This window comes from Bacteroides sp. 14(A), assembly GCF_000526555.1.
Lineage (GTDB): Bacteria > Bacteroidota > Bacteroidia > Bacteroidales > Bacteroidaceae > Bacteroides > Bacteroides cellulosilyticus.
Genome location: NZ_JAGH01000002.1, coordinates 961,822 through 987,017 on the forward strand (window position 1 = coordinate 961,822; position 25,196 = coordinate 987,017).

General features: G+C 45.0%; 23 protein-coding genes and 1 tRNA gene. 12 read left to right on the top strand and 12 right to left on the bottom strand.

Annotation, left to right across the window (positions count from 1 at the left end; genetic code table 11):
* Positions 1-8: 8 nt before the first annotated feature.
* From K429_RS0111170 to K429_RS0111195, 5 genes are all read right to left on the bottom strand, one after another.
* Entirely contained in the window at positions 9-3,140 is a 3,132-nt protein-coding gene (locus K429_RS0111170) for a SusC/RagA family TonB-linked outer membrane protein (protein ID WP_026366982.1), read from the bottom strand.
* A 262-nt stretch (positions 3,141-3,402) separates the two neighbouring features.
* The gene (locus tag K429_RS0111175) at positions 3,403-4,854 is read right to left on the bottom strand and encodes a family 43 glycosylhydrolase (RefSeq protein ID WP_026366983.1); all 1,452 of its coding nucleotides are present in this window, start codon (positions 4,852-4,854) and stop codon (positions 3,403-3,405) included.
* A gap of 2 nt (positions 4,855-4,856) precedes the next feature.
* Entirely contained in the window at positions 4,857-5,555 is a 699-nt protein-coding gene (locus tag K429_RS0111180; protein WP_026366984.1) for a hypothetical protein, read from the bottom strand.
* Between the two features lie 28 nt (positions 5,556-5,583).
* Complete coding sequence (locus K429_RS0111185; protein ID WP_026366985.1) at positions 5,584-6,741, bottom strand: alpha/beta hydrolase-fold protein; 1,158 nt, start codon at positions 6,739-6,741, stop codon at positions 5,584-5,586.
* A gap of 385 nt (positions 6,742-7,126) precedes the next feature.
* Positions 7,127-7,525, bottom strand: a complete 399-nt coding sequence (locus K429_RS0111195) for a hypothetical protein (RefSeq protein WP_026366986.1) — start codon at positions 7,523-7,525, stop codon at positions 7,127-7,129.
* Positions 7,526-7,702: 177 nt separating this feature from the next.
* On the opposite strand from K429_RS0111195, the gene K429_RS0111205 reads away from it, so the two are divergent.
* The 12 genes from K429_RS0111205 (at position 7,703) to K429_RS0111260 (ending at position 16,955) form a co-directional block, all read left to right on the top strand.
* Complete coding sequence (locus K429_RS0111205) at positions 7,703-8,290, top strand: TIGR00730 family Rossman fold protein (protein WP_026366987.1); 588 nt, start codon at positions 7,703-7,705, stop codon at positions 8,288-8,290.
* On the top strand, positions 8,287-9,015 hold the full coding sequence (locus K429_RS0111210; RefSeq protein WP_007211533.1) for a DUF4271 domain-containing protein: 729 nt from the start codon (positions 8,287-8,289) through the stop codon (positions 9,013-9,015). The genes K429_RS0111205 and K429_RS0111210 overlap by 4 nt, the downstream gene beginning before the upstream one ends.
* Before the next feature lie 4 nt (positions 9,016-9,019).
* On the top strand, positions 9,020-9,772 hold the full coding sequence (locus tag K429_RS0111215) for a uroporphyrinogen-III synthase (protein WP_007211534.1): 753 nt from the start codon (positions 9,020-9,022) through the stop codon (positions 9,770-9,772).
* A gap of 138 nt (positions 9,773-9,910) precedes the next feature.
* Positions 9,911-10,363: a ribonuclease P protein component gene (gene rnpA / locus K429_RS0111220; protein WP_022208865.1), complete on the top strand. Its 453-nt coding sequence runs from the start codon at positions 9,911-9,913 to the stop codon at positions 10,361-10,363.
* Positions 10,360-10,581, top strand: coding sequence for a membrane protein insertion efficiency factor YidD (gene yidD / locus K429_RS0111225; RefSeq protein WP_026366988.1), 222 nt, complete (start codon positions 10,360-10,362; stop codon positions 10,579-10,581). The genes rnpA and yidD overlap by 4 nt, the downstream gene beginning before the upstream one ends.
* 24 nt (positions 10,582-10,605) lie before the next feature.
* Positions 10,606-11,250, top strand: coding sequence for a TatD family hydrolase (locus K429_RS0111230; protein WP_026366989.1), 645 nt, complete (start codon positions 10,606-10,608; stop codon positions 11,248-11,250).
* A 76-nt stretch (positions 11,251-11,326) separates the two neighbouring features.
* Positions 11,327-12,619, top strand: coding sequence for a tyrosine--tRNA ligase (tyrS, locus tag K429_RS0111235; RefSeq protein ID WP_007211538.1), 1,293 nt, complete (start codon positions 11,327-11,329; stop codon positions 12,617-12,619).
* Positions 12,620-12,722: 103 nt separating this feature from the next.
* Positions 12,723-12,793, top strand: a tRNA-Gln gene (locus K429_RS0111240).
* Between the two features lie 264 nt (positions 12,794-13,057).
* Positions 13,058-13,606 carry a hypothetical protein gene (locus tag K429_RS0111245; protein WP_131797083.1) on the top strand — a complete coding sequence of 183 codons (549 nt, stop codon included), beginning with the start codon at positions 13,058-13,060 and terminating at the stop codon, positions 13,604-13,606.
* A gap of 280 nt (positions 13,607-13,886) precedes the next feature.
* A complete protein-coding gene (kduI, locus tag K429_RS0111250) occupies positions 13,887-14,729 on the top strand; it encodes a 5-dehydro-4-deoxy-D-glucuronate isomerase (RefSeq protein ID WP_007219103.1) in 843 nt (280 codons plus the stop codon).
* 70 nt (positions 14,730-14,799) lie between these two features.
* On the top strand, positions 14,800-15,594 hold the full coding sequence (locus tag K429_RS0111255) for a gluconate 5-dehydrogenase (RefSeq protein ID WP_007211540.1): 795 nt from the start codon (positions 14,800-14,802) through the stop codon (positions 15,592-15,594).
* A gap of 116 nt (positions 15,595-15,710) precedes the next feature.
* The gene (locus K429_RS0111260; RefSeq protein WP_007211541.1) at positions 15,711-16,955 is read left to right on the top strand and encodes a DUF4861 domain-containing protein; all 1,245 of its coding nucleotides are present in this window, start codon (positions 15,711-15,713) and stop codon (positions 16,953-16,955) included.
* An 87-nt stretch (positions 16,956-17,042) separates the two neighbouring features.
* On the opposite strand, the gene K429_RS0111265 is transcribed toward K429_RS0111260, so the two are convergent.
* The 7 genes from K429_RS0111265 to K429_RS0111295 all read right to left on the bottom strand — a co-directional run bounded on the left by K429_RS0111265 (position 17,043) and on the right by K429_RS0111295 (position 25,176).
* Positions 17,043-17,657: a polysaccharide deacetylase family protein gene (locus tag K429_RS0111265; RefSeq protein WP_007211542.1), complete on the bottom strand. Its 615-nt coding sequence runs from the start codon at positions 17,655-17,657 to the stop codon at positions 17,043-17,045.
* 109 nt (positions 17,658-17,766) lie between these two features.
* A complete protein-coding gene (locus K429_RS0111270) occupies positions 17,767-21,111 on the bottom strand; it encodes a DUF2723 domain-containing protein (protein WP_007211543.1) in 3,345 nt (1,114 codons plus the stop codon).
* A 175-nt stretch (positions 21,112-21,286) separates the two neighbouring features.
* Positions 21,287-22,069 carry a metal ABC transporter ATP-binding protein gene (locus tag K429_RS0111275; RefSeq protein ID WP_026366991.1) on the bottom strand — a complete coding sequence of 261 codons (783 nt, stop codon included), beginning with the start codon at positions 22,067-22,069 and terminating at the stop codon, positions 21,287-21,289.
* A 23-nt stretch (positions 22,070-22,092) separates the two neighbouring features.
* On the bottom strand, positions 22,093-23,025 hold the full coding sequence (locus K429_RS0111280; protein WP_026366992.1) for a metal ABC transporter solute-binding protein, Zn/Mn family: 933 nt from the start codon (positions 23,023-23,025) through the stop codon (positions 22,093-22,095).
* A gap of 34 nt (positions 23,026-23,059) precedes the next feature.
* The gene (mnmD, locus tag K429_RS0111285; protein WP_007211546.1) at positions 23,060-23,713 is read right to left on the bottom strand and encodes a tRNA (5-methylaminomethyl-2-thiouridine)(34)-methyltransferase MnmD; all 654 of its coding nucleotides are present in this window, start codon (positions 23,711-23,713) and stop codon (positions 23,060-23,062) included.
* Between the two features lie 3 nt (positions 23,714-23,716).
* The gene (locus K429_RS0111290) at positions 23,717-24,190 is read right to left on the bottom strand and encodes a YqaA family protein (protein ID WP_007211547.1); all 474 of its coding nucleotides are present in this window, start codon (positions 24,188-24,190) and stop codon (positions 23,717-23,719) included.
* Positions 24,175-25,176, bottom strand: coding sequence for a hypothetical protein (locus tag K429_RS0111295; protein ID WP_007211548.1), 1,002 nt, complete (start codon positions 25,174-25,176; stop codon positions 24,175-24,177). The genes K429_RS0111290 and K429_RS0111295 overlap by 16 nt, the downstream gene beginning before the upstream one ends.
* Positions 25,177-25,196: the final 20 nt, after the last annotated feature.

The following is a 25,196-nucleotide window of genomic DNA, read 5'->3' on the forward strand; positions in this document are numbered from 1 at the left end:
TGGTTGGTTTAGAATGTTACATTAAGACCAAATGTCATCTTGCGCATTGTAGGATATGCACCGGCATCAAGACCTACATTATTACCACTTCTTGAAGCAATTTCAGGGTCAAGACCCGGATAAGATGTAAATGTAAAGAAGTCATCAAGTGACACGTAAGCACGAAGGTTCTCTATAAATACCTTTTTTGTGATAGACTTTGGCAATGTGTATCCTAATTGCAATTGCTTAATCTTGAAGTATGATCCGTCAAATACAAGAGCAGAAGATGACCAGTAGATTTTATCACCTGCAATTGTGTTAAAACTGGGCATATTACCCTTCTTGGCTTCATCGTAGAAATGCTTGGAGATATTGTTGTAGCCTGTACGATACATACCGTAGTAGACATCGTTTCCTACCGTACCTGTACCGAATACCGAGAAGTCGAAACCCTTGTACTCAAGATTGATTGTAATGCCGTATGTAAGATCAGGAATACCTTTACCGATATTGAATTGATCTTCATCACCCGGAGTTAATGTCTCATTGCCTTCCTTGTCAAGATAAAGAGGCTGTCCTTCTGAATTCTTACCTATATATTTGTAACCACGCATATACCATACCGGCATGCCTTGTTCGAAGTTGGTGTATATTGTATTGTTTGCACCTACTATACTTCCACCCGATATACGTGTGATACGGTCATCAAGGTAAGTTACTTCATTCTTCAATGTTGCAAAGTTGCCTGATACTGAGTAATTCAGCCTGCCTATGTTGCCTTTATAAGTTGTTTCAAACTCAAAACCTTTGTTCTGTACCTCACCTGCATTGATCATCTGTGAAGATACACCTGTCTCAGGCAGACATGGAGCGTCTACAAGAAGGTCTTTGGTCGTTTTCTTATAGTAGTCCATGCTGATTGTCAACGCATCGTTGAATAAACGTAAGTCAAGACCGAAGTCCAGCTGGTCGGAAGTTTCCCAAGTGAGGTTAGGATTAGCTAAACCGCTTGGCATAGAACCATTTGTAACAGTTGTACCATTACTATATTGATACCACTGGCCACCAGTTGCAATAGAAGAAGAATATTTATAGCCGCTAAGTACGTTGATATTACCGTTACGTCCCCAAGATGCACGCAGCTTGGCAAATGAAACAATGTTATCAGGAACTAAATTTTTAAAGAACTTCTCATTACTGAGTGTCCAGCCTGCTGATAATGATGGGAAGTAACCCCAACGTTTATCTGCTGGAAGTTTTGAGGTATCGAATGCGTCAGCACGGAAATTGGCTTGCAGGCTATAGCGATCGTCATAAGTATATCCTAAACGGCCGAAGTATGAAATGCTTGAGGACTTACCCGGTGTTCCACTGAATGTACGGGAAACTTTATCTGATACAAGTACACAATCCAAGTAACGGAAATTTTCTTCGTATGAAGAAAGCAATTCTTCACCTGACGCACCTGCTGTCGTGCCGTTACTTTCGCTTTGGATGTATGACATACCTGCCATTGCCGAAATGCTGTGCTTGCCGATTGAAGTCATGTAGTTGGCAAAGTTCTCCCACTGATAGTATAGGCCGTTGCTTGTAGTCTGGCTGATAGAGTATTTGGTATCACTTACACGACCGGTGATATAGTAAGGTTCTGCGTAGCTGTAAGTATTGCCTTGAGTAATGCGAGTACCAAAACGAGAAGTAAATGTAAAGCCCTTGAATGGGGTCAGGTTTGCGAAGAACGTACTATGTACATTGATGCCGCCATTTTTATTGTTAGCATTCTTGTCACGCTGTGCAAATGGAGTGCCACCGGCAAGTTCTGTATTAAAGTATGAAGTAGCATACATACCCCTGTCATCGCCGTAGAAACGATAGTTTGTATCAGAAGTTCCATTCTGAACTGCGTCATAAACAGAACCTGTGGCAGCGAGATATTGACTGCGGTCTGTCCAGTGTGTAGGAGTCAGAGGATCCATTACAAGAAGCATTTCAAAAGCAGAGCCGTAACCATATTCTGATACGCTGCCTCTACGCCATTTCTCTATAGAAGTGTTGGTACCTACCTGCAGCCAGGGTTTTATTTTATAATCAGCATTAATCTGAGCGGTTAAGCGTTCGTAGTAGTCGTTTTTGCCTTTTACGATACCATCCTGATTAACGTATGTGAGGTTTGCAAAATACTGCCCTTTGTCATTGCTACCCTGGAATGAAAGAGAGTGCTGCTTGCTCCAAGAAGTTCCCATAAACTCGTCGAACCAATTTGTATCAGTATTTTGATCCCAATTATAGTCGCGAATAGCATCCGACATGGCAGCCTCGACGTTATATCCTTGCATGCCCATCCAGTCCTTGAATTCTTCCGCATTCAGTAATTGTGGAACATGTCCAAGTTGGTTCATAGTATAACGTACATTATATGTGATCTTGCCGGTACCTTTTCCTCCCCCATTCTTGGTTGTGATAAGTACTACACCGTTACCTGCTTCAGAACCATAGATTGCTGCGGATGCGGCATCTTTCAATACTTCCATAGACTCGATCAAGCCTGGATCAAGATACTGGATGCTTGAAACCTTCAAACCATCCACAATCAAGAGAGGACCAATATTTCCGGAATTGGAGGAATAACCACGTACACGGATTTCAGCGCCGCTACCCGGAGCACCTGATGAATTCAAGATTTGAATACCTGCGGCTTTACCTTGAAGGGCGGCGGCAGCGTCGGTTGTTGCCAAGCCTTTAAGGTCTTTAGAGTTAACCGAGGCAACAGCACCTGTCAGGTCACTCTTGCGCTGAACACCATAACCTACAACCACAACCTCATCAAGCACTTGTGTATCTTCTTCCAAACGAAAGTTGATTACGCTACGGCCATTGACTTTAACAGTCTGCGTTTTGTAGCCTATAAAAGAAGCGGTAAGGGTAGCATTACTGTTACTTACCTGAATAGAGTAATTACCATTGAGATCGGTAATACGACCGTTGCTGGTTCCTTCTTCAAGAATAGCCACACCGATCATTGGCTCAGAATCATTGGCTGAGACAACAGTACCCTTGATTTGGATTTGCGCTGATGCTGATATGCACGTAAAAAACACAAGCACAAGCATAAACAGAAAAGGAATCTTCTGAATTTTCTGGACTACATTTTTCATCATAATTAGTTTAAGAATTAATAATTGCGTTTTTCATTCATCATTAGCTGCCGCTACAATAGTTCTCTAGCCATCATCATACATACATTTCATAGTTTTCAATTATTTAAGATTAATATAAAAGAAAGGCAATTCATTTTTTAATTCTGAATCGGCAAGACAACTGCTGAGTCGCATTATTAATTCAAACTGGTTGCCCGAGCCGATTCGTTATTTTTGAGTGGAATTACCCGGTAATAGTACTTTAGAGTAATAGGGCTTGTTCCTAATGATCGCGGAAATTCCATTTGGAATTGTCGCTGTTCATATCGAATTCGCCGAGAGAAGGAGTGCTGTCACCTACGGATACCAGAACCAATTCCTTGTCAGTTCCCGGCACTTCTTTGGGCATGATCCGGTAGGTGCCGTCTGTCAACTGGTCGATTCGCCACAGTTGTTCGGGGGCTCCCGTAAACTCAGGAACTGTCACGACTTCCGCATCTGCCGTGGCGGCCAGTGCGCGATTGGTTCCTTCAATCACGATCTTGTAATAAGGGCCGCCCAGATATCCGCCTCCATCGGGTACGGCAGTAATGGTCCACTTCTGATGAGGACGGAACATATAATCACCGATTCTTACGTTGATTTTTCCTTGTGGCCAAGTCTCGATCACATCTTCCAACATCTGCGATTTCAAAGGTACGACGGGCGTGTCATCTTTTTCCCAGAAGCGGTGTCTGGTATATTCCATACGTACAAAATCAACGGCAAGTTCAAGGGCATACCCTCTACGTTCGGATTCAATCTCATATGTTCCCTCTTTGAAGACCTCACCGGCAACGGGCCAGCCGTTCTTCCATAAAAGCGGGCGTATGCCCAGCACACTGCGGCCACCCCGGTCGAAATCGGCCTCAAAGTGGCATGACATCTTCTCTACTCCATCGGCTACTTTGAAAAGCCCGAAGTGTCCCGGACCGGTTTGGCGGTTACCTGCGGCAATCACCATCTTGCCACCGCCTTCCAGCATTTTTCTTCCCATATTATCGACATACGGCCCCGTCACTTTGCGCGAACGGCCGACAACTATATTGTAGGTGGAGTTCGGGCCATCGCAGCAAGTGCCGTGTGTTCCCAGAAGATAATACCAGCCGTCACGATAGATCAGATCGGTTGCTTCACAGTCAATGGCGATGTCGATTTCTTTGTTGCCCTCCATCCGTTTGCCGTTTGCGGGGTCGAGTTCTACAAGCCTGATAAAGCCGAAATACGTGCCGTAAGACAACCACAAGCGTCCGTCTGTCGGGTCGAGCAGAAGTCCGGCATCAATGGCATCGCAATCTTCATCATTCACTGAGGAGGCCACTTCTATAGGCTCCGTATATTTAAAATCCGGAGAATTGGGGTCTAAGGTTTTATTCCACATGGTTAATACTTTACCGCTGTGTCCTCCACCGAGTCCTCCTCCTGTGGCACTGTAAGCAATCAGGTAGCGGTCACCGATTTTCACGGCATCGGGCGCGGCGCCTCCGCCGGGTCTTACTCCGCCACCGTTCCATGTCCAGCCGTCTTCAGATATCAATCCGCCTCCACCTGTGCCGAAAGTATAATATTTACCATCGCACTCCATGATAGTGGACGGGTCGTGGATGTATGGAGTACCGATTTGTGCAATTGCTTTTTCAGATGTCAATACAAACATCAGGGCTGCCGTGCCCAGAAGTATAGCTTTTGTTTTCATGATCATTTATAGCTGATAGTAATGTTGTTAACGGGTGTTCCATTCTCATTGAGGAAGCGAACACAGAAATCACTCATTCCGGGACCGTTGATGATGGCTCCGCGAATGATGTTCTTGCCCTTCTTTAAAGTCAGCCGGCGCGAAAGGCAGTCATCCTTGACCATACGCCGGTCGCCCGAAAGAATAACAGCTTCCTCACCGTTCAGCCACCACATGGATGCGGAGTTGGAACCTACTGACATCCGGATGTTCTCCATGTCTTCGGGACATTCTATGACTGTGACTGCCCAGAACAGCACGCCGTACACTTGTTTCTTCAGGCCGGAGGCAAAACGGAAGAGCTTCACGTTGAACAGCTTGCTGTCGAGCGCGTGCCAGGTTAGCTTTTGTTTGCCTACTTTCACTTTATCCCCGTCTTTGGGCAGAACTGTGAATTGATTGGGGAAATACTCGGTTGCAAATGCTTCGCGAATGTAACTGTCGGTAAAGACCGTGTTGGAACGGTTGGGCTTGTCGATGGGTTCCAGCAACAGCCAGCGCTGGATAAAGCCCTCACTGTCGGGTGACATCGTATTCGTGGTTGCCGGAGAAAAGTAGTCTGACAACCGGGGGGACGCTTCATTCTTTTGAGCATAGCCATGTAAACCCATCATAGCCGCGATACAAGCCGCCAACAATGATTTTCGATGGAAGATATTCATCGTTATAGTCTGTTTTATTGATTATACATTATTTCGTTTTAAATAATAGAGGAACAAACTCTTTCAGACATCTGCGCCAGGTCAGGAACTCGTGGGCAGTGCCCGGAGACTCATAATAGATTGTATTGATTCCTGCGGCCTGCAAGCCGTCACTGAGGTTCTTGGTTCTTTCGGGATGTTCTTCCGAACCGATGCCCAGGAAGAAGACGTGTACTTTGTCGTTGAATGCTTTACGGTTTTTGAATACCCCGCCGTACACGGTATCGAGTTGCTTCAGATCGATGCTGCCTGCTCCGCTGAATCCGCCGATATAGGCAAACTTATCCAAGTTGTTCAGGGTAGTGTTGAAAGTAAGAAGTCCGCCCCAGGAAAGTCCGGCCATAGCACGGTTGTCCCTATCAGTCAGTGTTCGGAAATTGGATTCGATATGAGGAATGATTTCATTCACTAAGATAGCAGGAAATTCTGCACCGAATCTTTTTCTTGCACCGTCAGGAGTTTCACCCGGATTGGTCTTGAACACCTCGATATTGCCATTGTCCATGACTACGATCATTGGTTTGGCTTTACCTTCGGCAATCAGGTTATCCATAATGAAATTCATCTTGCCCTGGTTTGCCCAACTCGTTTCGTTTTCTCCCATACCGTGTTGCAGGTAGAGCACCGGATACTTCTTGGTAGGGTTCTTGTCATATTCCGCCGGAGTATAGACGATACATCTGCGCCATTCTTTGCGGATATCAGAGTAGTACCAGCTTTGGCTGATCAGCCCGTGAGGCACGTTCTTGATGGAATAGTAGTCCACACCTTTCTCCGGGATTTCAATACCGCTTACCCATTTGCCCATACCGAAGAACGGTTTGCCATTGGGATCGGCGGCACTTACTCCGTCTATTATAACCTGATAGTAGTGGAAGCCTATTACTTCAGGTTCTTTTGATACGAGCGACCAATATCCGTCTGCCTCTTTGGTCATTTCACCTCGGAAACTGATTTCTACTTTCTGGGCGTTGGGAGCGTGTATCCTGAAGTGCACACGTCTGTCCTCACCTATGCGGGGATAATCAGCCCCATTGATGTTATGCTCATTGGGAGTGGTTCCTGCCGGAAAATCTTGTTGCTGGGCATTCATAGTGAATGGGAACACTAACAAAGAAGAAAAAATAAGTTTCAATACATTTTTCATAAGCATTAGAATAAATTATATATAAAATTAATGATTCAGTGAATTTGTCTATTCAGTGGATGTTGAGCGTAAAATTACTATGCTAATGCTTTGTGCTGGATTACTATTTTGCTTTCGGGGAGGATTTTTTTAGGAGGATAAGATTAATCCACCGGATAGAAAGAAAAATCCCCTTCCTGATATTGAATAGGAAGGGGATTATAACCCGTCTTTTGCCTTATGTGGAAGGAAATTGGACTCGTAGTCAAGAAAATACATTTTCTGTTAAGTGGCACAAAAGTTTCTTACCTGTGGCACAAAAGTTTCTTGCCTATGAAACAAATGTTTCTTACCTGTGAAACAAAAGTGCCTCACCTGTGAAACAAAGTCACCTTAACTGTATGCCTTACGCTTGCGATGTCTCCAGCATATTAATCAGTTGTACCCGCTGGATAGAGAAACTATTGCTTTCTTTCTGTACATACTTCAATAATTCAAGCCCATCCTGATGAAGCTTGGATTTCCGCAGCAAGTCGTCGGCTTCCATATCATCAGATATCTTCAGCATAGTCATGGCGGCAAGTTCTATTTTTCCCATTTCGTTGGGATCGCCTTTATACCGGTCTACCAGTTCTTGCGTATCCATACTTAACAGCTCATCGGTAGGGAAACCTAATATCTGCCGGGTCAGACCGTCATATTCAGTCCATTCATTCCAGCGATACTTCTTTTTCTTGAGCAGGGCGTTCACAATCAAAAAAATGATCTCTTGAATCATTCGTATCAGGTAATCTTGTTTAATCATAATTATCTATGTTTTTAATAGGTAATGGTAAATCCGGTTAATTGTTTCTCGGAGCTTTGACAATTCCGGCTTTTTATAAAGCAGTACTTTGTGCTCACAAAATTAGTGATATTTTTAAGATATCGCTGAAAATCCATACCTTTGTGCGCATTAATAATATAAGGTATAGCAATTTCCATGAATAAGATAACTTCCGTATGCGTATATTGTGCTTCGAGCACCAAGATTGATTCCGCTTATTTTGAAGCAGCCCGCGAATTGGGTACTTTGTTGGGACAGCGCCACATCCGTCTGATAAATGGTGCGGGAGGCATCGGACTGATGAGTGCTACCGCTGATGCAGTGCTGGCGGCAGGCGGAGAGGTGACCGGTGTTATTCCTCACTTTATGGTGGAACAAGGCTGGCAACACAAGGGGCTTACGGAGATGATAGAAGTGGAAAACATGCACCAGCGCAAGCAAAAAATGGCGGATCTGAGCGATGCTGTCATCGCATTGCCCGGTGGATGCGGCACTTTGGAAGAATTACTGGAAATTATCACTTGGAAACAACTGGGTCTCTACCTGAATCCTATTGTCATCTTAAACACTAACGGCTTTTTCGATCCCCTCCTGGCTATGTTGCAGCGTGCTATGGACGAAAACTTTATGAGACAGCAGCATGGTGCCATCTGGCACGTAGCAAGCACTCCGCAGGAAGCCGTCGAACTGATTCATACCATACCTGTCTGGGATAGTTCCATACGTAAGTTTGCGGCAATATGATCGGGCTCCTGTTGACATGGATAGCGGGCTTTGAGGGAATACCCATTCCTTATTCTCCTAAGTTGGACGATGGGATCACAGTGCTCTTGTTGTGCTGCTTTTTCATGTCAGCCTATGTATTGTCCCGCAGTCGCAAGTTCCTGGTGCAGTTGGTGAAGGACTTCCTTCTCAATCGTGAACGAACCAGCATCTTTGCCGCTACCACCGCTACGGATATGCGCTATATGCTGTTGTTGATTCTACAGACTTGTGTGTTGGCTTCCGTCTGTACTTTCAACTATTTTGTTGATGTCAGGCCGGAGTTGGGCGAACACGTCTCTCCTTACGTTTTGCTCGGGGCATATCTCGCACTGGCTTTGCTTTATCTTTTCTGGAAGTGGGTGACTTACTCCTTTCTGGGCTGGATTTTTTTTGACGCGAGTCGTACCGGTCTTTGGATGGAGTCCTATTCTACTCTACTTTACTACCTTGGATTTACCCTTTTCCCGTTTGCTTTGTTCCTTGTTTACTTCGATTTAAGTCTTCAAGCAACTGTGATAATCGGTTTATTTTTGGTCTTTTTTACTAAAATATTGATGTTATATAAGTGGATAAAGCTTTTTTGTGGCAATTTATATGGCATTTTGCTTTTAATTTTGTACTTTTGTGCCCTTGAAATCATACCTTGTTTTATCATGTATCGAGGTGTGTTACAACTAAATGATTATTTGATAATAAATTTTTAGGACGTTGAAAATTAAGAAAGTACTTGTGTCGCAGCCGAAACCGGCATCAGAGAAATCTCCTTACTACGACATCGCCCAGAAGTACGGTGTGAAAATTGATTTTCGCCCGTTTATTAAGGTGGAAAGTGTATCTGCTAAAGAATTCAGACAGCAGAAAGTGTCTATCCTGGATTACACAGCAGTTATCTTCACATCGCGTCATGCTATTGACCATTTCTTCCACCTGTGTACAGAATTGCGTGTAACCATACCGGAAACTATGAAGTATTTCTGTGTGACAGAAGCTGTTGCATTGTACATCCAAAAGTATGTGCAATACCGTAAACGTAAGATCTTCTTTGGTAATACCGGAAAGTTTGAAGACTTGTTGCCTTCTATTGTTAAGCACAAGACCGAAAAGTATCTGGTTCCGATGTCGGATGTACATACGGATGAGATTAAGAATCTCTTGGATAAAAACAAGATACAGAACACAGAAGCTGTTATGTATCGCACAGTAAGTAATGATTTTACTTCAGAAGAAGAGTTTGATTATGATATGTTGGTGTTCTTTAGTCCTGCAGGAGTGACTTCTTTGAAGAAGAACTTCCCGGACTTCCAACAGAAAGAAATCAAAATCGGTACGTTTGGCTCCACTACCGCCCAGGCTGTACGTGATGCCGGACTCCGCCTCGACTTGGAAGCTCCCAGTGTACAGGCGCCTTCTATGACGGCTGCGCTGGATATGTTCATCAAGGAGAATAACAAAGGAAAATAATTTTAGAGTTACGAGCTACAAGCTACGGGCTACAAATGTCATGCGGAAGCAGTATGCCATTTACAGCTTAAACTTGTAGCTCGTAACTTATTTACTGCGAACTACTTGTAGCTCGTAGCTTGTAACTCGTAGCTAAGAATGCTTAATACCCTGCACAAGTCCGAAAGGCTGGATAAGAAGAAAGTCATCGACAAGATGTTTTCAGGCGGCGCACGTTCGTTTTCCGTCTTTCCTCTGCGTGTGGTATATCTGCCGGTAGAGGAGTTGGAAGCGCCTGTTTCCATACTTGTCAGTGTGTCAAAGCGTCGTTTTAAACGTGCGGTAAAACGTAACCGTGTAAAACGCCAGATACGTGAGGCATACCGGAAAAATAAACATGGATTATTGCAGACGCTTCAGGATGAAGGACGGCAACTTGCTGTGGCTTTCATTTATCTTTCCGACCGGTTAGTCGATTCGTTGGAGATAGAGGAAAGGATGAAGGTTGCGCTGGCGCGTATCACGGAGAAGGTATTGGCGGATGTTGCCGTTCAGAAAGCCGGAGAAAATGCTACGTCTGCTGAGAAAACCGGTAGTGCGGGGCAGTCATGAAAAAGCTGTTTTCATACTTGCTGTTGCTTCCCATCTATTTCTATCAGAAGTGTATTTCACCCCTGACTTCCCCTTCATGTCGTTTCACTCCTACCTGTTCGCAATATGCCGTTGAAGCGATAAAGAAACATGGACCGTTCAAAGGGCTGTATCTGGCAATCCGGCGTATTTTGCGCTGCCACCCCTGGGGAGGTTCCGGATATGATCCCGTTCCATAAAAAACTATTTTCTGTACTATTCGCATGATAATTCCTGTTGATATACATACACATCGGCGGCCCCAAGTGCCCGGAACGGCTATTGTGAACTGTTTCCCCGAATCGTTTGTTCCGCAAACGGAAGGCTGGTATTCTGTGGGAATACATCCGTGGTATATCGCTTCCTTCGCAGCTTCCCTGAATGACAGTAAGGCCCGTTTTGAAGAATTACTGGACCATCCCCAGGTATTGGCTGTGGGTGAGGCCGGATTGGATAAATTGGCTGAAGCACCTTTGACTTTGCAGATAGAAGTGTTTGAATATCAGGCACGTCTGGCCGAAGAGGCGGATAAACCGTTAATCATTCATCTGGTGAAAGCGGTAGATGAACTTCTGAAACTGAAACAGAAGATACAACCGGTGAAACCGTGGATTATTCACGGGTTTCGTGGAAAAGCGGCTCTTGCAGAAGAATATCTCCGACATGGTTTTTATCTTTCTTTCGGAGAGAAATATCAGGAGGAAGCGTTGTGTATAATGCCGTCTGAACGGTTGTTTATCGAGACAGATGAAAGTACGGTATCTGTCGATACGCTTTATGCACGGGCTGCCATCCTCCGTAAAACTCCCCTTGAGGAACTCAGGAGAACGATTCGTAAGAATGTGAGCGAAATCTTTTTTAGGCAATAAGAGTTGTTAGTTCAGATAAAGAGTCGTACTTTTGCAATTACAAAGTATATCAAATATTTAAATAGTTAATCATTCGATGAATTTTGTAGAAGAATTGAGATGGCGTGGCATGCTCCACGATATGATGCCTGGTACGGAAGAACTTCTGGCTAAGGAACAAGTGACCGCATACATAGGTTTTGATCCTACGGCGGACTCATTGCACATTGGACATCTTTGCAGTGTAATGATACTGCGTCATTTCCAACGTTGCGGACACAAGCCGATGGCACTGATCGGTGGTGCTACGGGTATGATTGGTGACCCTTCCGGTAAATCGGCAGAGCGTAATTTGCTCACAGAAGAAATCCTGCAACGCAATCTGGATGGTATGAAGAAGCAGTTGAGCAAGTTTCTGGATTTCGAATCCGATGCTCCTAACCGTGCAGAATTGGTGAATAACTATGACTGGATGAAGAACTTCACTTTCCTTGACTTTGCCCGTGAAGTAGGTAAGCATATCACTGTGAACTACATGATGGCGAAAGATTCTGTAAAGAAGCGTCTGAACGGTGAGGCTCGTGACGGTTTGTCTTTCACGGAATTCACTTATCAGTTGTTGCAAGGCTACGACTTCCTGCATCTGTATGAAACCAAAGGTTGCAAACTGCAAATGGGTGGTTCTGACCAATGGGGTAACATCACGACAGGTGCCGAACTGATTCGTCGTACCAATGGTGGCGAAGTGTTCGCTCTGACCAGCCCGCTGATTACGAAGGCTGATGGCGGTAAGTTTGGTAAGACTGAATCCGGCAATATCTGGCTTGATCCCCGATATACTTCCCCATATAAATTCTATCAGTTCTGGTTGAATGTGAGTGATGCTGACGCAGCACGCTACATCAAGATATTCACTTCACTGTCAAGAGAGGAAATCGAAGCCTTGACAGCTGAGCATGAAACTGCACCGCACTTGCGTGTTCTTCAGAAACGTTTGGCAAAAGAGGTGACTATTATGGTTCATTCTGAAGAAGACTATAATGCAGCGGTGGATGCGTCTAATATATTGTTCGGCAATGCAACTTCCGATGCATTGAAGAAGTTGGATGAAGATACCCTGCTGGCTGTATTCGAGGGGGTTCCTCAGTTTGAGGTTTCCAAGGATGCTGTGTCTGCCGGTGTGAAAGCTGTCGATCTGTTCACAGATAATGCAGCTGTTTTTGCCTCCAAAGGTGAGATGCGTAAACTGGTGCAAGGTGGCGGTGTTTCTCTCAATAAAGAGAAGCTGGAAGCCTTCGACCAAGTGATTACTTCTGCTGACCTTTTGGATGAAAAATATCTGCTTGTGCAGCGCGGAAAGAAGAATTACTACCTGATTATAGCCAAATAAAAGGCAAATTAGTAGCAAATAAGAAAAAAGGCCCCGAAATATTTGGATATTTCGGGGCATACTTTTATCTTTGCACCGCTTTTTAACAGAAAGCACCCGAGTTTGTCCTATGGTGTAATGGTAGCACAACAGTTTTTGGTTCTGTTTGTCTAAGTTCGAATCTTGGTAGGACAACAACTTTTTGAAGAATAGTATAAAAGCCACGAATAAAATATATTCGTGGCTTTTTTATTTGTATAAAATAGTAAAACTGGAATTTTTTGTAGTACTTTTTTGGGGGCAGTAGAAATTTCGATTTCAGAATGAATCTAATATAGATAGTGAGTCTTTCTTTCATGGGATGTTCCACCTTTTCCAAACAGTATATGGGTATGGTTCGCTATCATGTAATAGTATGATGGAATTTGAACGTACACTATTGCCAATGAATTTAGCATTATGGAAAAAAAGTATAGAAAATATCTATTTTTGTTGTTTGCTTTAATTGATTGCAGCTTCATGTGCGCTCAAGAGCAAATGGAAAAAAAAGAGTACTACCAAGGAGTAAACAATACGTATGAAATAAAATACGTCAACAATAGTGTTTTTGTTTCTAATGTTATTAACCCTTTTGAAGGTCTAACAAATGAAGCTGAGTGGAGAGAGGTTTTTAAGGCACAGGCCAAGGGAGATTCTACAGACATACTCAACACTTATCTCAAGCCATATTTGAAAGATATTGATCTGACAGATAGTGAATTTGATTTGTTTTTAATCTTTCTGGACTTTGATCTAAGTGGGAAGCTTCGATATATAATCTTTGCATATCCAGAGAAAATTAACATTCCTTTTGAGGTTTTTGAAACCTTGGATACAAAAATGCGGCAAAATTGCAGTTTGGTATTAACGAAGCGATCCCCAACTAGTAGTGATAAGGGGATAAGTTATATAAGATTGATCGGCAATTATCATTTGCAAAGAATTAAAAATAGCCCTGATATCAAATAGCCATTGCTTAGGGAATAGCTAATGTGTTAAACTTCAAATTGAATTTTGTAGAGAGTTAAATGCAATATATAAGACGGAGGCGGTAGGTTTAAATCCTTATCGCCTCTTTCTATTATTTTCTGTTAAAGATTTCCTCTTTTTCTTCCATTTGAACAATATTACTATATAATTGGTACAAAAACACAATGTTTCTCCGTTTTCTTTTGCTACATTTGCATCGTGTACGTAAACGAAGTATGCCAATAACCGATTATTATCAACTTTAAAACGTAATAGAATTATGAAAACGAACTATGAAATTCGCTATGCAGCGCATCCCGAAGACGCAAAAAGTTATGATACCAAGCGTATCCGTCGTGATTTTCTTATCGAAAAAGTCTTCTCTGCTAACGAAGTAAATATGGTATATTCCATGTACGACCGTATGGTTGTAGGTGGTGCAATGCCCGTGGGCGAAGTGTTGAAACTGGAAGCTATTGATCCGTTGAAGGCTCCTTTCTTCCTGACCCGTCGCGAAATGGGTATCTTTAATGTAGGCGGTCCTGGTGTGGTAAAAGCCGGTAACGCTGTATTCGAATTGGATTATAAGGAAGCTCTCTACCTGGGTTCGGGCGATCGTGAAGTAACTTTCGAAAGCAAGGATGAAAAGAATCCCGCCAAGTTCTACTTCAACTCACTGACTGCTCATCGCAACTATCCCGATAAGAAAGTGACGAAGGCTGATGCCGTAGTTGCTGAAATGGGTAGCCTGGAAGGTTCCAACCATCGTAATATAAATAAGATGCTGGTGAATCAGGTATTGCCTACCTGCCAGTTGCAGATGGGTATGACGGAACTTGCTCCGGGTAGCGTATGGAATACGATGCCGGCGCATGTGCACAGCCGTCGTATGGAAGCTTACTTCTATTTTGAAGTACCCGAAGAACATGCAGTTTGCCACTTCATGGGCGAAGTTGACGAAACCCGCCACGTATGGATGAAGGGTGACCAGGCTGTATTGTCTCCCGAATGGTCTATCCATTCTGCTGCCGCTACTCATAACTATACCTTTATCTGGGGTATGGGTGGTGAAAACCTGGACTATGGAGATCAGGACTTCTCTTTGATTACCGACCTGAAGTAATAAATTGAGTAAACCGAGACTTTGAATCGTAATTAGAAACAAGTTATTAATAAACCTAAGTAAATAAATTATGGTAAACTTTTCATTAGAAGGCAAAGTAGCACTTGTAACCGGTGCTTCTTACGGAATTGGCTTTGCTCTGGCAACTGCCTATGCACAAGCCGGTGCAAAAATCGTGTTCAACGACATCAAACAAGAATTAGTGGACAAAGGTCTGGCTGCTTACAAAGCTGAAGGCATCGATGCTAAAGGTTATGTATGCGACGTGACAAATGAAGAGCAGGTGAACGCTATGGTTGCCCAGATTGAGAAAGAAGTGGGCGTGATCGATATTCTGGTGAACAATGCAGGTATCATCAAGCGTATTCCGATGCACGAAATGTCTGCTGCTGAATTCCGTCAGGTGATCGACGTAGACTTGAACGCTCCGTTTATCGTATCCAAGGCTGTTATCCCTTCTATGATAAAGAAAGGTCACGGCAAGATTATCAACATCTGCTCTATGATGAGTGAATTGGGTCGTGAGACCGTGTCTGCTTATGCTGCTGCCAAGGGTGGATTGAAGATGCTGACTCGCAACATCGCTTCCGAGTACGGTGAATACAACATCCAGTGTAATGGTATCGGCCCGGGTTACATCGCTACTCCGCAGACTGCACCGCTTCGCGAACCGCAAGCTGACGGTTCACGTCATCCGTTCGATGCATTTATCGTTGCTAAGACTCCGGCTGCACGTTGGGGTACTCCTGAAGATTTGATGGGTCCTGCCGTATTCCTGGCTTCCGACGCTTCTGATTTCGTAAACGGTCACGTACTCTACGTTGACGGTGGTATCCTGGCTTACATTGGCAAACAGCCTAAATAAGTATATGAATAAATAATGGGAAATGGATAATTGATGCTGTCAGTTATCCATTTTTCCCATTTTCTATATCTTCATAATCCATTATCCGTTTTTCAATTATCAATTGATTAAGCAATATGAAAAAGTTATTCCTTTTACTGGCAACAGCATTCGTATGTTTTGCCTGCACCAACACTAAGGATGTAGTTACCGTAACGGTAAGCAATCCTTTGGCAATGGAGCGTTCCAATGAAATGGTTGAGGTGGCTATGAGCGACATCGCCAACCAACTGAAACTGGCTGACACAGCACAGATTGTGGTTCTGAATGCTGACGGACAACAAGTCCCCTATCAGATTACTTATGATGAAAAAGTGATTTTCCCTGCAAGCGTAGCTGCTAACGGTACGGCTGTTTATACCATTCAGGCAGGCACGCCTGAAGCTTTTGCAGTAAAGGCTTGCGGTAGATATTATCCTGAACGTGTGGATGATGTAGCCTGGGAAAATGATCTGGTTGCTTTCCGTGCGTATGGTCCTGCTTTGCAAAAGACTGGCGAACGTGCTTTCGGTTATGATGTTTGGACGAAGTACAATACCACCGAACCGGTTGTAGAAGCCCGTTATGCAGGTGAGTTGAATCCGGAGACTAAAGCAAAGATCGCTGAATTGAAGAAAACTGATCCGAAAGCTGCACAGGAATTGTATCAATCGGTATCTTATCACGTAGACCACGGAAACGGTCTGGACTGCTATAAAGTAGGTCCTACGCTGGGTGGCGGTACTGCTGCTTTGATGCCCGACGGTGAAATCGTTTATCCGTATTGCTACGCTACACAGGATATTCTGGATAACGGTCCGTTGCGTTTCACTGTGAAGCTGGTTTACAATCCGCTGACTATCAAGGGTGACTCAACCGTGATTGAAACACGTGTTATCACGCTGGATGCAGGCTCTCACTTGAACAAGACTGCGGTTTCTTTTGATAACCTGAAAGAGACTACTCCCGTGGCTACAGGTATCGTGTTGCACGAACCGGATGGTGCTGTTGTTGCTGATGCTGCTGCCGGCTATATCACTTATGTGGACCCTACGGACAATGTGAATAATAATAACGGTAAGATATTTGTAGGTGCTGCTTTCCCGACTACAGTGAAAGAGGCAAAATCGTTGCTCTTCCCTGAAAAGGAAAAGAATGAACTGCGTGGTGGTGCCGACGGCCATGTATTGGCTATCAGCGATTATGAACCGGGTTCAGAGTATGTTTACTACTGGGGTGCTGCCTGGGACAAGGCTGACATCAAAACTCCGGAAGCATGGAATGAATACATGGCAAACTATGCTCAGAAGGTACGTAATCCGTTGACGGTGACAATTAAATAAATCTCGTCTTGAAATAGTAGAGTCCCACTGAGTTCAATCAATTTGAAATGAACTCAGTGGGACTCTGTGTTATTCTGTGGTGAAACCTTATAGCAATTTAAACTCGTATCCTTCCTCTTCCAGAAAGTCCAATGCCCGCGGCAGTGCATATTGCAGGTTGCCGTTATTCCAGGACTTCAGCGAGTCGTGGAAAGTGATAATAGACCCGTTCCGTGCATATCTCATCACATTGGCAAGTACTTGCGGACCGCGCAATTTCTTACTGTAGTCACGCGTAACCAAATCCCACATCACTATCTTATAATGCCGTTTCAAGGTGAAATACTGTCCCCAGCGCATATGACCGTGCGGTGGACGGAAGAGATCTGTTTTCATCAGTTCATTCGCCTTGTCCGTATTGGCAAGATAATTGTCGGACAGATATTCGAATCCGCGGATATGATTGAATGTATGGTTTCCGATGCGGTGACCGCCATCTACTACCATTTGGAATACATCGGGATGCTTGCGTATATTGTCTCCCACCATGAAGAAGGTGGCTTTGATGTCATGTTTATCCAATAGTTCAAGTACCCATGGGGTTACTTCGGGGATGGGACCATCATCAAAAGTCAGGTAGACGGATTTCTCGTTCGGATCCATTCGCCAAATGGCACCGGGATATAGCTTTCGGACAAACTCGGGAGGCTGTTCTATAAACACGGTTATTAGTGATTAACGATTAGTGATAAGTGATTAGTAGTTAGCGGTTAGTGATAAGTGATTAACGGCTGTGCCGTAACATCGCACACTAACCGCTAATCACTATTTCTTATTTCATACGGTCAACGCACATCTGATACAATTCGTTCAGCTTGCTGTCATATATCGGAGCCAGTTCGGAATTATACTTCTGCATAAGCTTCACTTCTGAACTGAGGATAGGCAGCTGATAGTCGATGATTTCACGGCTGGACATAGCAAAACGTTGTTCATCCAAGCTCAGATACCAAGTGAGGTATTCCACAGCCTTGTCGGCAAGTGCCTTCATAATGCTGTCGGCTTTTTCCGTTTCGCCCAGTTGATAGTATGCTTCTGCCATTTGTACGGCACCGTTCTGCCAGTCGTACGGCACATTGTAGGCAGGAATCATCTTCTCTGCGTAGTCCAATGCTTTCTTGGCCTTGTCATTCTTGCCTTCACGTATCAACTGACCTACGAGTTGTGAGAAGATACGTCGGTGAGAATAGCACATACGCATGGCGTTTTCATCAATATAGATACCTTCCTTGTCGATGCCACCGAACTTGAACTTGTTCATCAGGTTGTCATACATCTTTTCGCTATCCAGTTTGACGCCTGTCTTGTCGGTATCGAACGGAGTGAAGCGATAGGTTAGGCCTTCCTGTATGAAGTGATTACCCATGCCGAGGTGGTTCTCCGTACCTACGCTGACTGCCATGTAGATAGGACGTTCCCAATTGGCTTCTGCCAGCATTTCAAGCATCATCAGTTCGCTCTTATAAAGGGCGCGTTTGCCTTTCAGTGAGATGTGCATGTAATCGGGGATACTGTCGCCCGGTATCATCATGCCGCTACGGCGTACAGCTTCCTTATCCACCTTCAGTACAATGCTGTCCGTAGGAATTACTTTGAGATCTTCATTTTTGCTTCGTACCCAATATTTCAGGATGTTCTGCAATTCGTACGGGTTTTCACCGAACTCTTTCTTCACATTTACCAGAGCTTCCGGGTTACCGTTCAGTGCCTGCTTTTCAGCTTCGGCATAGAGGGCGTCGATGCTCTTCTTGTAATCGGCCTGTACAGGAATGTATTCATTGGTTCCTTCCACGTAATCCATACGGTCCCAAGTGATGGGCAATGACGGAGAATCGTAGGCAGGACGCTTCATCTGGTCGATATACCAATCTGTCTGTAAGTAACTGAGGTTACAAGTACGTGCATCCGTGCGGAATCCTTCTGTTTCCTGATTGTACCACAAGGGGAATGTATCATTATCACCGTTGGTGAAGATAATCGGATTGCCGGTTTCTTGCAGAGACATCAGATAGTTCTGGCCGAAGTCACGTGCCAGGTAGCGGTCGCTGCGGTCGTGGTCGTCCCACGTCTGGCTTGCCATCTGTATGGGCACGAACAGGCAGACAACGGATGCCAGTGTTGCGGCCGGAAGTTCCTTCATCTTGGCGTAGTGTTGCAACAGGCGGATAATACCTGCCACACCCATACCTATCCAAATGGCAAAGGCGTAGAATGATCCGGCGTATGCATAGTCGCGTTCACGCGGTTGGCTCGGTGTCTGGTTCAGGTAGAGCACAATGGCGATACCCGTCATGAAGAACAGGAAGAACACTACCCAGAATTGTTGAATACCCTTCTGTCCGCGGTATGCCTGCCATAAAAGGCCGATGATACCGAGCAATAAAGGCAGACAGTAGAAGACGTTGTGTCCCTTATTGTTTTGCAGTTCCTGCGGCAACAGACTCTGGTCGCCCACCAGGAAGTTGTCAATGAACGGGATGCCGGTGATCCAGTTACCATGTTCTATTTCTCCGCTGCCTTGCAGGTCGTTCTGGCGTCCGGCGAAGTTCCACATGAAGTAGCGCCAGTACATCCAGTTGAGCTGGTAGGTGAAGAAGAACTTGATGTTTTCCCATTGTGTGGGCATGTTCACCATCACCATTTGTCCGCACTGGTCATAGGGAACGTCTTCGCCCTTAATGTCTACCCAGGCTTGATATTCCCTGGCGTGCTGGCTGCTGTACATACGCGGGAAAAGCATATTCTGCGCGTATTCGTATTCGATACGTCCGGGGATTTCAATATAGCTGTCCTTTTCATCGGGAGTGGCTTTTTCCTTGCGGATAAATTTGGTTCCGTTGTACGAGATACGCGGTTCGCAATAGCCATCTTTTACATCGAGGGCTACTTTGGAAGAGAATGCCTGTCCGTAGAATAACGGGCGGGTTCCGTATTGTTCACGACCCAGATATTCACCCAGCGTGAAGATGTCTTCGGGTGAGTTCTGATCCATGGGGGTGTTGGCTGTAGAGCGGATCACGATAATGGCGTAGGAAGAATATCCGATGACAATCATCATGGTACACAACAGCGAGGTGTTGAGCGTACGCGCAGAAACACGGTATTTCTCTTTCATACTTGCCTGCATCTTCGGGCTGAGGTAGAAGAACAGGAAGGCGATAACAATAATACCTATAATAACAGCGCTCGTTCCGTGTCCGTAGAAGGGAATACCCAACAAGGCAATTGTCAGTACGAAGGAGACGGACATGCGCATCTTGTTCTTTTCCGTGTAGCTTTCGTATACTCCCCAGATGATGGAAGCTGCCAATACAATGATGTAAACCATTACACCGCTGTTGAAGGACATTCCCAGTGTATTCACGAAGAACAGTTCGAACCAGCCTCCTACTTTTACAATACCCGGTACCATGCCATAAAGTACGGCGGCAACCAGAATGCCCGAAGCGAGCAATGCCAGTAATGAACCCTTGGCATTTGCGTTGGGCACTTTCTTGTAATAGTAAACCAGTACGATGGCAGGCAAGCAGAGCAAGTTCAGCAAGTGTACGCCGATACTAAGTCCCGTCAGGTAAGCGATGAGGATAAGCCAGCGGTCGCTGTGAGGTTCGTTCGCCACATCCTCCCATTTCAGTATCAGCCAGAATACAACGGCTGTGAAAAGAGAAGAGAATGCGTAAACTTCACCTTCGACGGCACTGAACCAGAAGGTGTCACTGAATGTATATGCCAGTGCGCCTACCAGACCGCTACCCATGATGGTAATCAGTTGTCCGCGGGTAATATTATTCTCATCTGTAACAACAAGTTTGCGCACCAGGTGCGTGATGCTCCAGAACAGGAACAGGATACAAGCGCCACTCATCAGTGCACTCATATAGTTTACCATTTTGGCAACGGTGCTCGGGTCGGAGGCAAATTGTGAGAACAGGTTGGCTACCAGCATGAAGAAAGGTGCTCCGGGCGGGTGTCCTACTTCCAGTTTGTAGCCGGTAGTGATGAACTCCGGGCAGTCCCAAAAACTTGCAGTCGGCTCAATAGTCATGCAATAGACCGTAGCTGCAATGAGGAAAGTAATCCAACCCACAAGGTTGTTTACGGTTCTGTACTGTTTCATTCGGAAAGAATTCGTTATGTTTTTAAGTTATAGCTCTGTATTTTGGTATATACGGCCGCAAATATAGTGATTTAACTGCTAAATGCGTGGAGGTAAGGCATATTTATTAGGATAGGTTAAAAGATATACATTGATTTTTTGTAGAGAAAAGTTTCAAATATTATAGCTTTGATGTTTAATGTTCGCAATTACAGCATCCACTTTCGTCGCCATGTTTATGCTCTGCCAATATGCGATGGGGCAGTGCTCCGTGCCCTAATAACTCTATCGGACAGTTGAAGTTCCGTTCCAACCATTCCTCACTTATCCCCGTGTCGGGATGATAATCCAGTGTTTCATTCACACAGGCGATGGACTTCACTTGTTGCAGTACTGTGCCGATATCATGGCTGACAAGAATGATGGCGCAGTCGTGGTTAATCTCTGCCAATAGTTCGTAAAGGCGGGCTTCGAAACGCTTGTCGATATAGGTACTGGGTTCGTCTAGGACAACGAGTTGAGGATCGGAGATGATGGCACGCCCCAGCAAAGCACGTTGCAATTGTCCGCCGCTTAGTGCACCGATGGCACGTTCTTCCAATCCTTCCAATCCCATGCGGGCAATCACTTGGCGGGCTTTCTTCCGATGTGCTGCGGTGAAGCGTGAAATAAGTGACTTTTGCGAGCTGAGTCCGGAAAGGATTACTTCTTCCACTGTAATGGGAAACTTACGATCTATACTGTTGTATTGTGGCAGATATCCCATTTTGAGTGCTCGTCCACCTCTATAAAGAATTTCCCCTCCAGTAGGTTTCAACAGACCGAGTATACATTTGATGAGAGTTGTTTTTCCGCCGCCATTAGGGCCGATGATGCCCAGAAAGTCCCGGTCGTAAACGGTGAGGTTTATGTTGCGTAATACCGTGCGGCTGTCATAGCCGGCACTGAGATTCTTTATTTCAATAAGAGGCGTACCCATTTGTTTACTACTTGACGATGTCTTTAGTTCTTAACGACCAATTCCTTGGCAATGTTCAACATTTCTTCTTCCCAATCGTAAGAAAGCGGATTGATAGGGATTACCTTCGTTCCCGTCTGTTTGGCAATAATCTCTGCATTGCGACGGTCAAATTCAGGTTGCACGAAGATAACACGGACTTTCTCTTTTTTACAAGTGTCTATCAGATTCTTGAGGTGGGAGGGAGAAGGTTCTTTACCATTTTCTTCGATGGAAATCTGATGCAGACCGTAGTCGCGGGCAAAGTAAGATAATGCCGGATGATAAATCATGAAAGCACGGTCCGCATTGGGAGCCGACAGCATGTGACAAATAAGGCTATCGGTATGTTCAATCTGGTTGCAGAGACTTTTGTAACGCTCCATATAGACTTCTTCATTGCCTTTGTCGATGGCGCACAGTGCATTTACGATATTTCCGGCAATAATCTGTGCATTATAGGCAGAACTCCAAACGTGTGGTTCCACACCCAAAAGATGCTGATGCTCATCGTCTTGGATGGAATCGTGGGCGTGAGGTTCATCGGCATCGTGATGATGGTGGGCGTGTGAGGAATCATAAATCAGGTCAATGCCGCGGGAAGTATCGAAGAATTGCAGGTGCGGAGCGTTATCCGTCAGCTTGTCCATCCAGGTTTGTTCAAAACCGATGTAGCCGATCCGGAAGTAGGCTTTGCTCTTGGCAAGATCTACGAGTTGCTGGGGGGTAGGGTCGTAGGTTTCCGGGCTACTTCCTTTGGGAACCATGCTGATAACGTTGAAGTTATCGCCTGCAATGGCTTCGGTGAAATAGCGTAATGGCTCAATAGTGACAGTGATGACGGGCTTATCGCCTTCACTCTTATTATTTTGGACGCTGTTGTTCTTGCAGGATGCGGCGAGCAAGGCAGCGAGGATGTACAGGAATGTTCGTTTCATTATTATATTTATGGTTTTTATAATTGATTACTCTTTATGGTTTCTCTTTCGTTGCCCTCAGTATCTCCCGTTTTCCCCCCGGAGGTCCCGGAAGGCGCTCCACACGGAAGCCCACAGCTTGCAACATACGGCGGATGACACCTTTGGCGCAATACGTCGTCAATATTCCCCCTGTATTCATATAAACGTAAAGAGAGCGAAATAATTGCTCGTTCCACATTTCTGGTTGCTTTTCAGGGGCGAAAGCATCGAAGTAAACGAGATCAGGATTTAGTGATAACCACTTATCACTAATCGCATCCATCTTTATCTTCCGCAGGGTGAAGTGCGGGGATATTTTTACGTCTTCTTCCCACGGGGCAGTGTGCAACTGCTTGAACAGCGGGTTATTGCTATATCCTAGTGCATCGACTTCTTCCCAGGCAAGGGGATAGAGCTCGATACCGGTATAATGTACGGGACGCGCATCTTGTTCGGCAGCTTCCAGTGTGAGCAAGGCATTCAGTCCGGTGCCGAAGCCTATCTCAAGAACGTGCGGTTGCGGTGCGGCAGAGGCTTTCAGCCCCATGTTGATAAAGATATGCTGCGACTCTGTACGCGCCCCTTTCACCGAATGATAATGTTCATCCAGTTCGGGCACAAAGAGCGTTGCGCTTCCATCTTCCGTACGTTCTATAATTCGTTTCATAACTTAAAACATAGATATTACTCCCTGCAATGCCAGCAGCATCACGGCATACCGTATCAGCTTTCCGGCAAACATGGACGAAGTAGTCAGCCATACATTGCTACGCATGAAACCCAGCGCAATGGCAATTACTTCGCCCACGAAGGGCAGGAATGCGAAAAAGCCCATCAATGCTCCTTTACCTTGAAGGAAAGTCTGCATCTTGTCTACTTTTTCTTTTTTTACTTTGAAATATTTCTCTATCCAGACTACGTTGCCCAGACGCCCCATGTAGTAGCACGTCATACCGCCAATCGTATTACCCAACGTGGCGAAGAGTACACACATCACCGGACTGAGCCCTACCTTTATCAGTGCTATCATCACCAGTTCCGAACTGAACGGAACGATGCTTCCTGCCAGTAAGGCGGAGATAAATAAACCGAGATAGCCCCAGTCTATCAGGAGTTGAACCAATGAGTCTACAAAAGCATCCATACGTTAAATCCGAATAAGAGTATAAGCCCGGCAAGGGCACAAATGAAAAACACATTAGAAGCCCGACTGTTCGTCAGTACCACGAAATGTCCTGTCAGGATGCTGACGCCTATCAGCAGCAAGGGCAGGAGGTGAAACGTTTGTGCCGGTTGCAACAGGATATAGACAAAGATGCAGAACGTCAGGAAAATAAGGAAATGCAGATAACTGCGGGTACGTATCTTATCTTCGTAACCTGCCACCAGGCAGTGAACGGAGCTTACTATGAACAACAGGAACAAATAGCCCAATGTAGCGATTTCCCATAATGGGAAGTTCCATAAAGTAATGGGATGGAACGTCACCAGTTCGATGAATGGCTGATAGAATAATTCTATTTCACCATAGAAGTAGGCATGTCCAAACAGGAACCAATAGGGAAGCGTCCAGCCGATCAGACCTCCGAAAAAGCTCTTAGGAGTGAGTGCCTGGAAACTGTATGCACCGATCCAGAAAATGGGAATGAACAATGTCAGTTGCGGGAAGAACAGACTGCCCGCCCCGATAAACAGGAACGAGTAGAATAGGATGCCCGCCGGATGTGGATGTTGATAGCCCTTGAACAGGAAGAACAAAGATATCAGAAATGCTGTCGAGGCAATGTCTCCGGCATATAATTGGTGCATGGCAGGACAGACAGATATCAGCAGAAAGTAAATGGCTGTCTGCACGGATGCCCGCATACGGATAATGGCGAAGGTGTTGTTCAGCTCTATCAGGAAGTAACCGATTATACCGTAAAGCAGAAAGCTTAGGGGCGCACTTGCCCATGTCGGAATCCAATCGTTGTAGATGGTTTCCCACAATGGGTAATTGCTTTTCATCACTGGAATCTCGGGTAATAAGATGGAAGTCAGTACCCAGCAGAACAGTGATAGAAAGACAGCAGCGGGGAGGGTGAAGCGCCCCGCTGTAATCCGGTTCTGTAATCGTTTACTTCGTATCATTATAATAAAGGTGATGGGGT

Coding starts and splice junctions, on each gene's coding strand:
- K429_RS0111170 (WP_026366982.1), bottom strand. CDS start 3,140: ATGATGAAAAATGTAGTCCAGAAAATTCAGAAGATTCCTTTTCTGTTT.
- K429_RS0111175 (WP_026366983.1), bottom strand. CDS start 4,854: ATGAAAACAAAAGCTATACTTCTGGGCACGGCAGCCCTGATGTTTGTA.
- K429_RS0111180 (WP_026366984.1), bottom strand. CDS start 5,555: ATGAATATCTTCCATCGAAAATCATTGTTGGCGGCTTGTATCGCGGCT.
- K429_RS0111185 (WP_026366985.1), bottom strand. CDS start 6,741: ATGAAAAATGTATTGAAACTTATTTTTTCTTCTTTGTTAGTGTTCCCA.
- K429_RS0111195 (WP_026366986.1), bottom strand. CDS start 7,525: ATGATTAAACAAGATTACCTGATACGAATGATTCAAGAGATCATTTTT.
- K429_RS0111205 (WP_026366987.1), top strand. CDS start 7,703: ATGAATAAGATAACTTCCGTATGCGTATATTGTGCTTCGAGCACCAAG.
- K429_RS0111210 (WP_007211533.1), top strand. CDS start 8,287: ATGATCGGGCTCCTGTTGACATGGATAGCGGGCTTTGAGGGAATACCC.
- rnpA (WP_022208865.1), top strand. CDS start 9,911: ATGCTTAATACCCTGCACAAGTCCGAAAGGCTGGATAAGAAGAAAGTC.
- yidD (WP_026366988.1), top strand. CDS start 10,360: ATGAAAAAGCTGTTTTCATACTTGCTGTTGCTTCCCATCTATTTCTAT.
- K429_RS0111230 (WP_026366989.1), top strand. CDS start 10,606: ATGATAATTCCTGTTGATATACATACACATCGGCGGCCCCAAGTGCCC.
- tyrS (WP_007211538.1), top strand. CDS start 11,327: ATGAATTTTGTAGAAGAATTGAGATGGCGTGGCATGCTCCACGATATG.
- K429_RS0111245 (WP_131797083.1), top strand. CDS start 13,058: ATGGAAAAAAAGTATAGAAAATATCTATTTTTGTTGTTTGCTTTAATT.
- kduI (WP_007219103.1), top strand. CDS start 13,887: ATGAAAACGAACTATGAAATTCGCTATGCAGCGCATCCCGAAGACGCA.
- K429_RS0111255 (WP_007211540.1), top strand. CDS start 14,800: ATGGTAAACTTTTCATTAGAAGGCAAAGTAGCACTTGTAACCGGTGCT.
- K429_RS0111260 (WP_007211541.1), top strand. CDS start 15,711: ATGAAAAAGTTATTCCTTTTACTGGCAACAGCATTCGTATGTTTTGCC.
- K429_RS0111270 (WP_007211543.1), bottom strand. CDS start 21,111: ATGAAACAGTACAGAACCGTAAACAACCTTGTGGGTTGGATTACTTTC.
- K429_RS0111275 (WP_026366991.1), bottom strand. CDS start 22,069: ATGGGTACGCCTCTTATTGAAATAAAGAATCTCAGTGCCGGCTATGAC.
- K429_RS0111280 (WP_026366992.1), bottom strand. CDS start 23,025: ATGAAACGAACATTCCTGTACATCCTCGCTGCCTTGCTCGCCGCATCC.
- mnmD (WP_007211546.1), bottom strand. CDS start 23,713: ATGAAACGAATTATAGAACGTACGGAAGATGGAAGCGCAACGCTCTTT.
- K429_RS0111290 (WP_007211547.1), bottom strand. CDS start 24,190: ATGGATGCTTTTGTAGACTCATTGGTTCAACTCCTGATAGACTGGGGC.
- K429_RS0111295 (WP_007211548.1), bottom strand. CDS start 25,176: ATGATACGAAGTAAACGATTACAGAACCGGATTACAGCGGGGCGCTTC.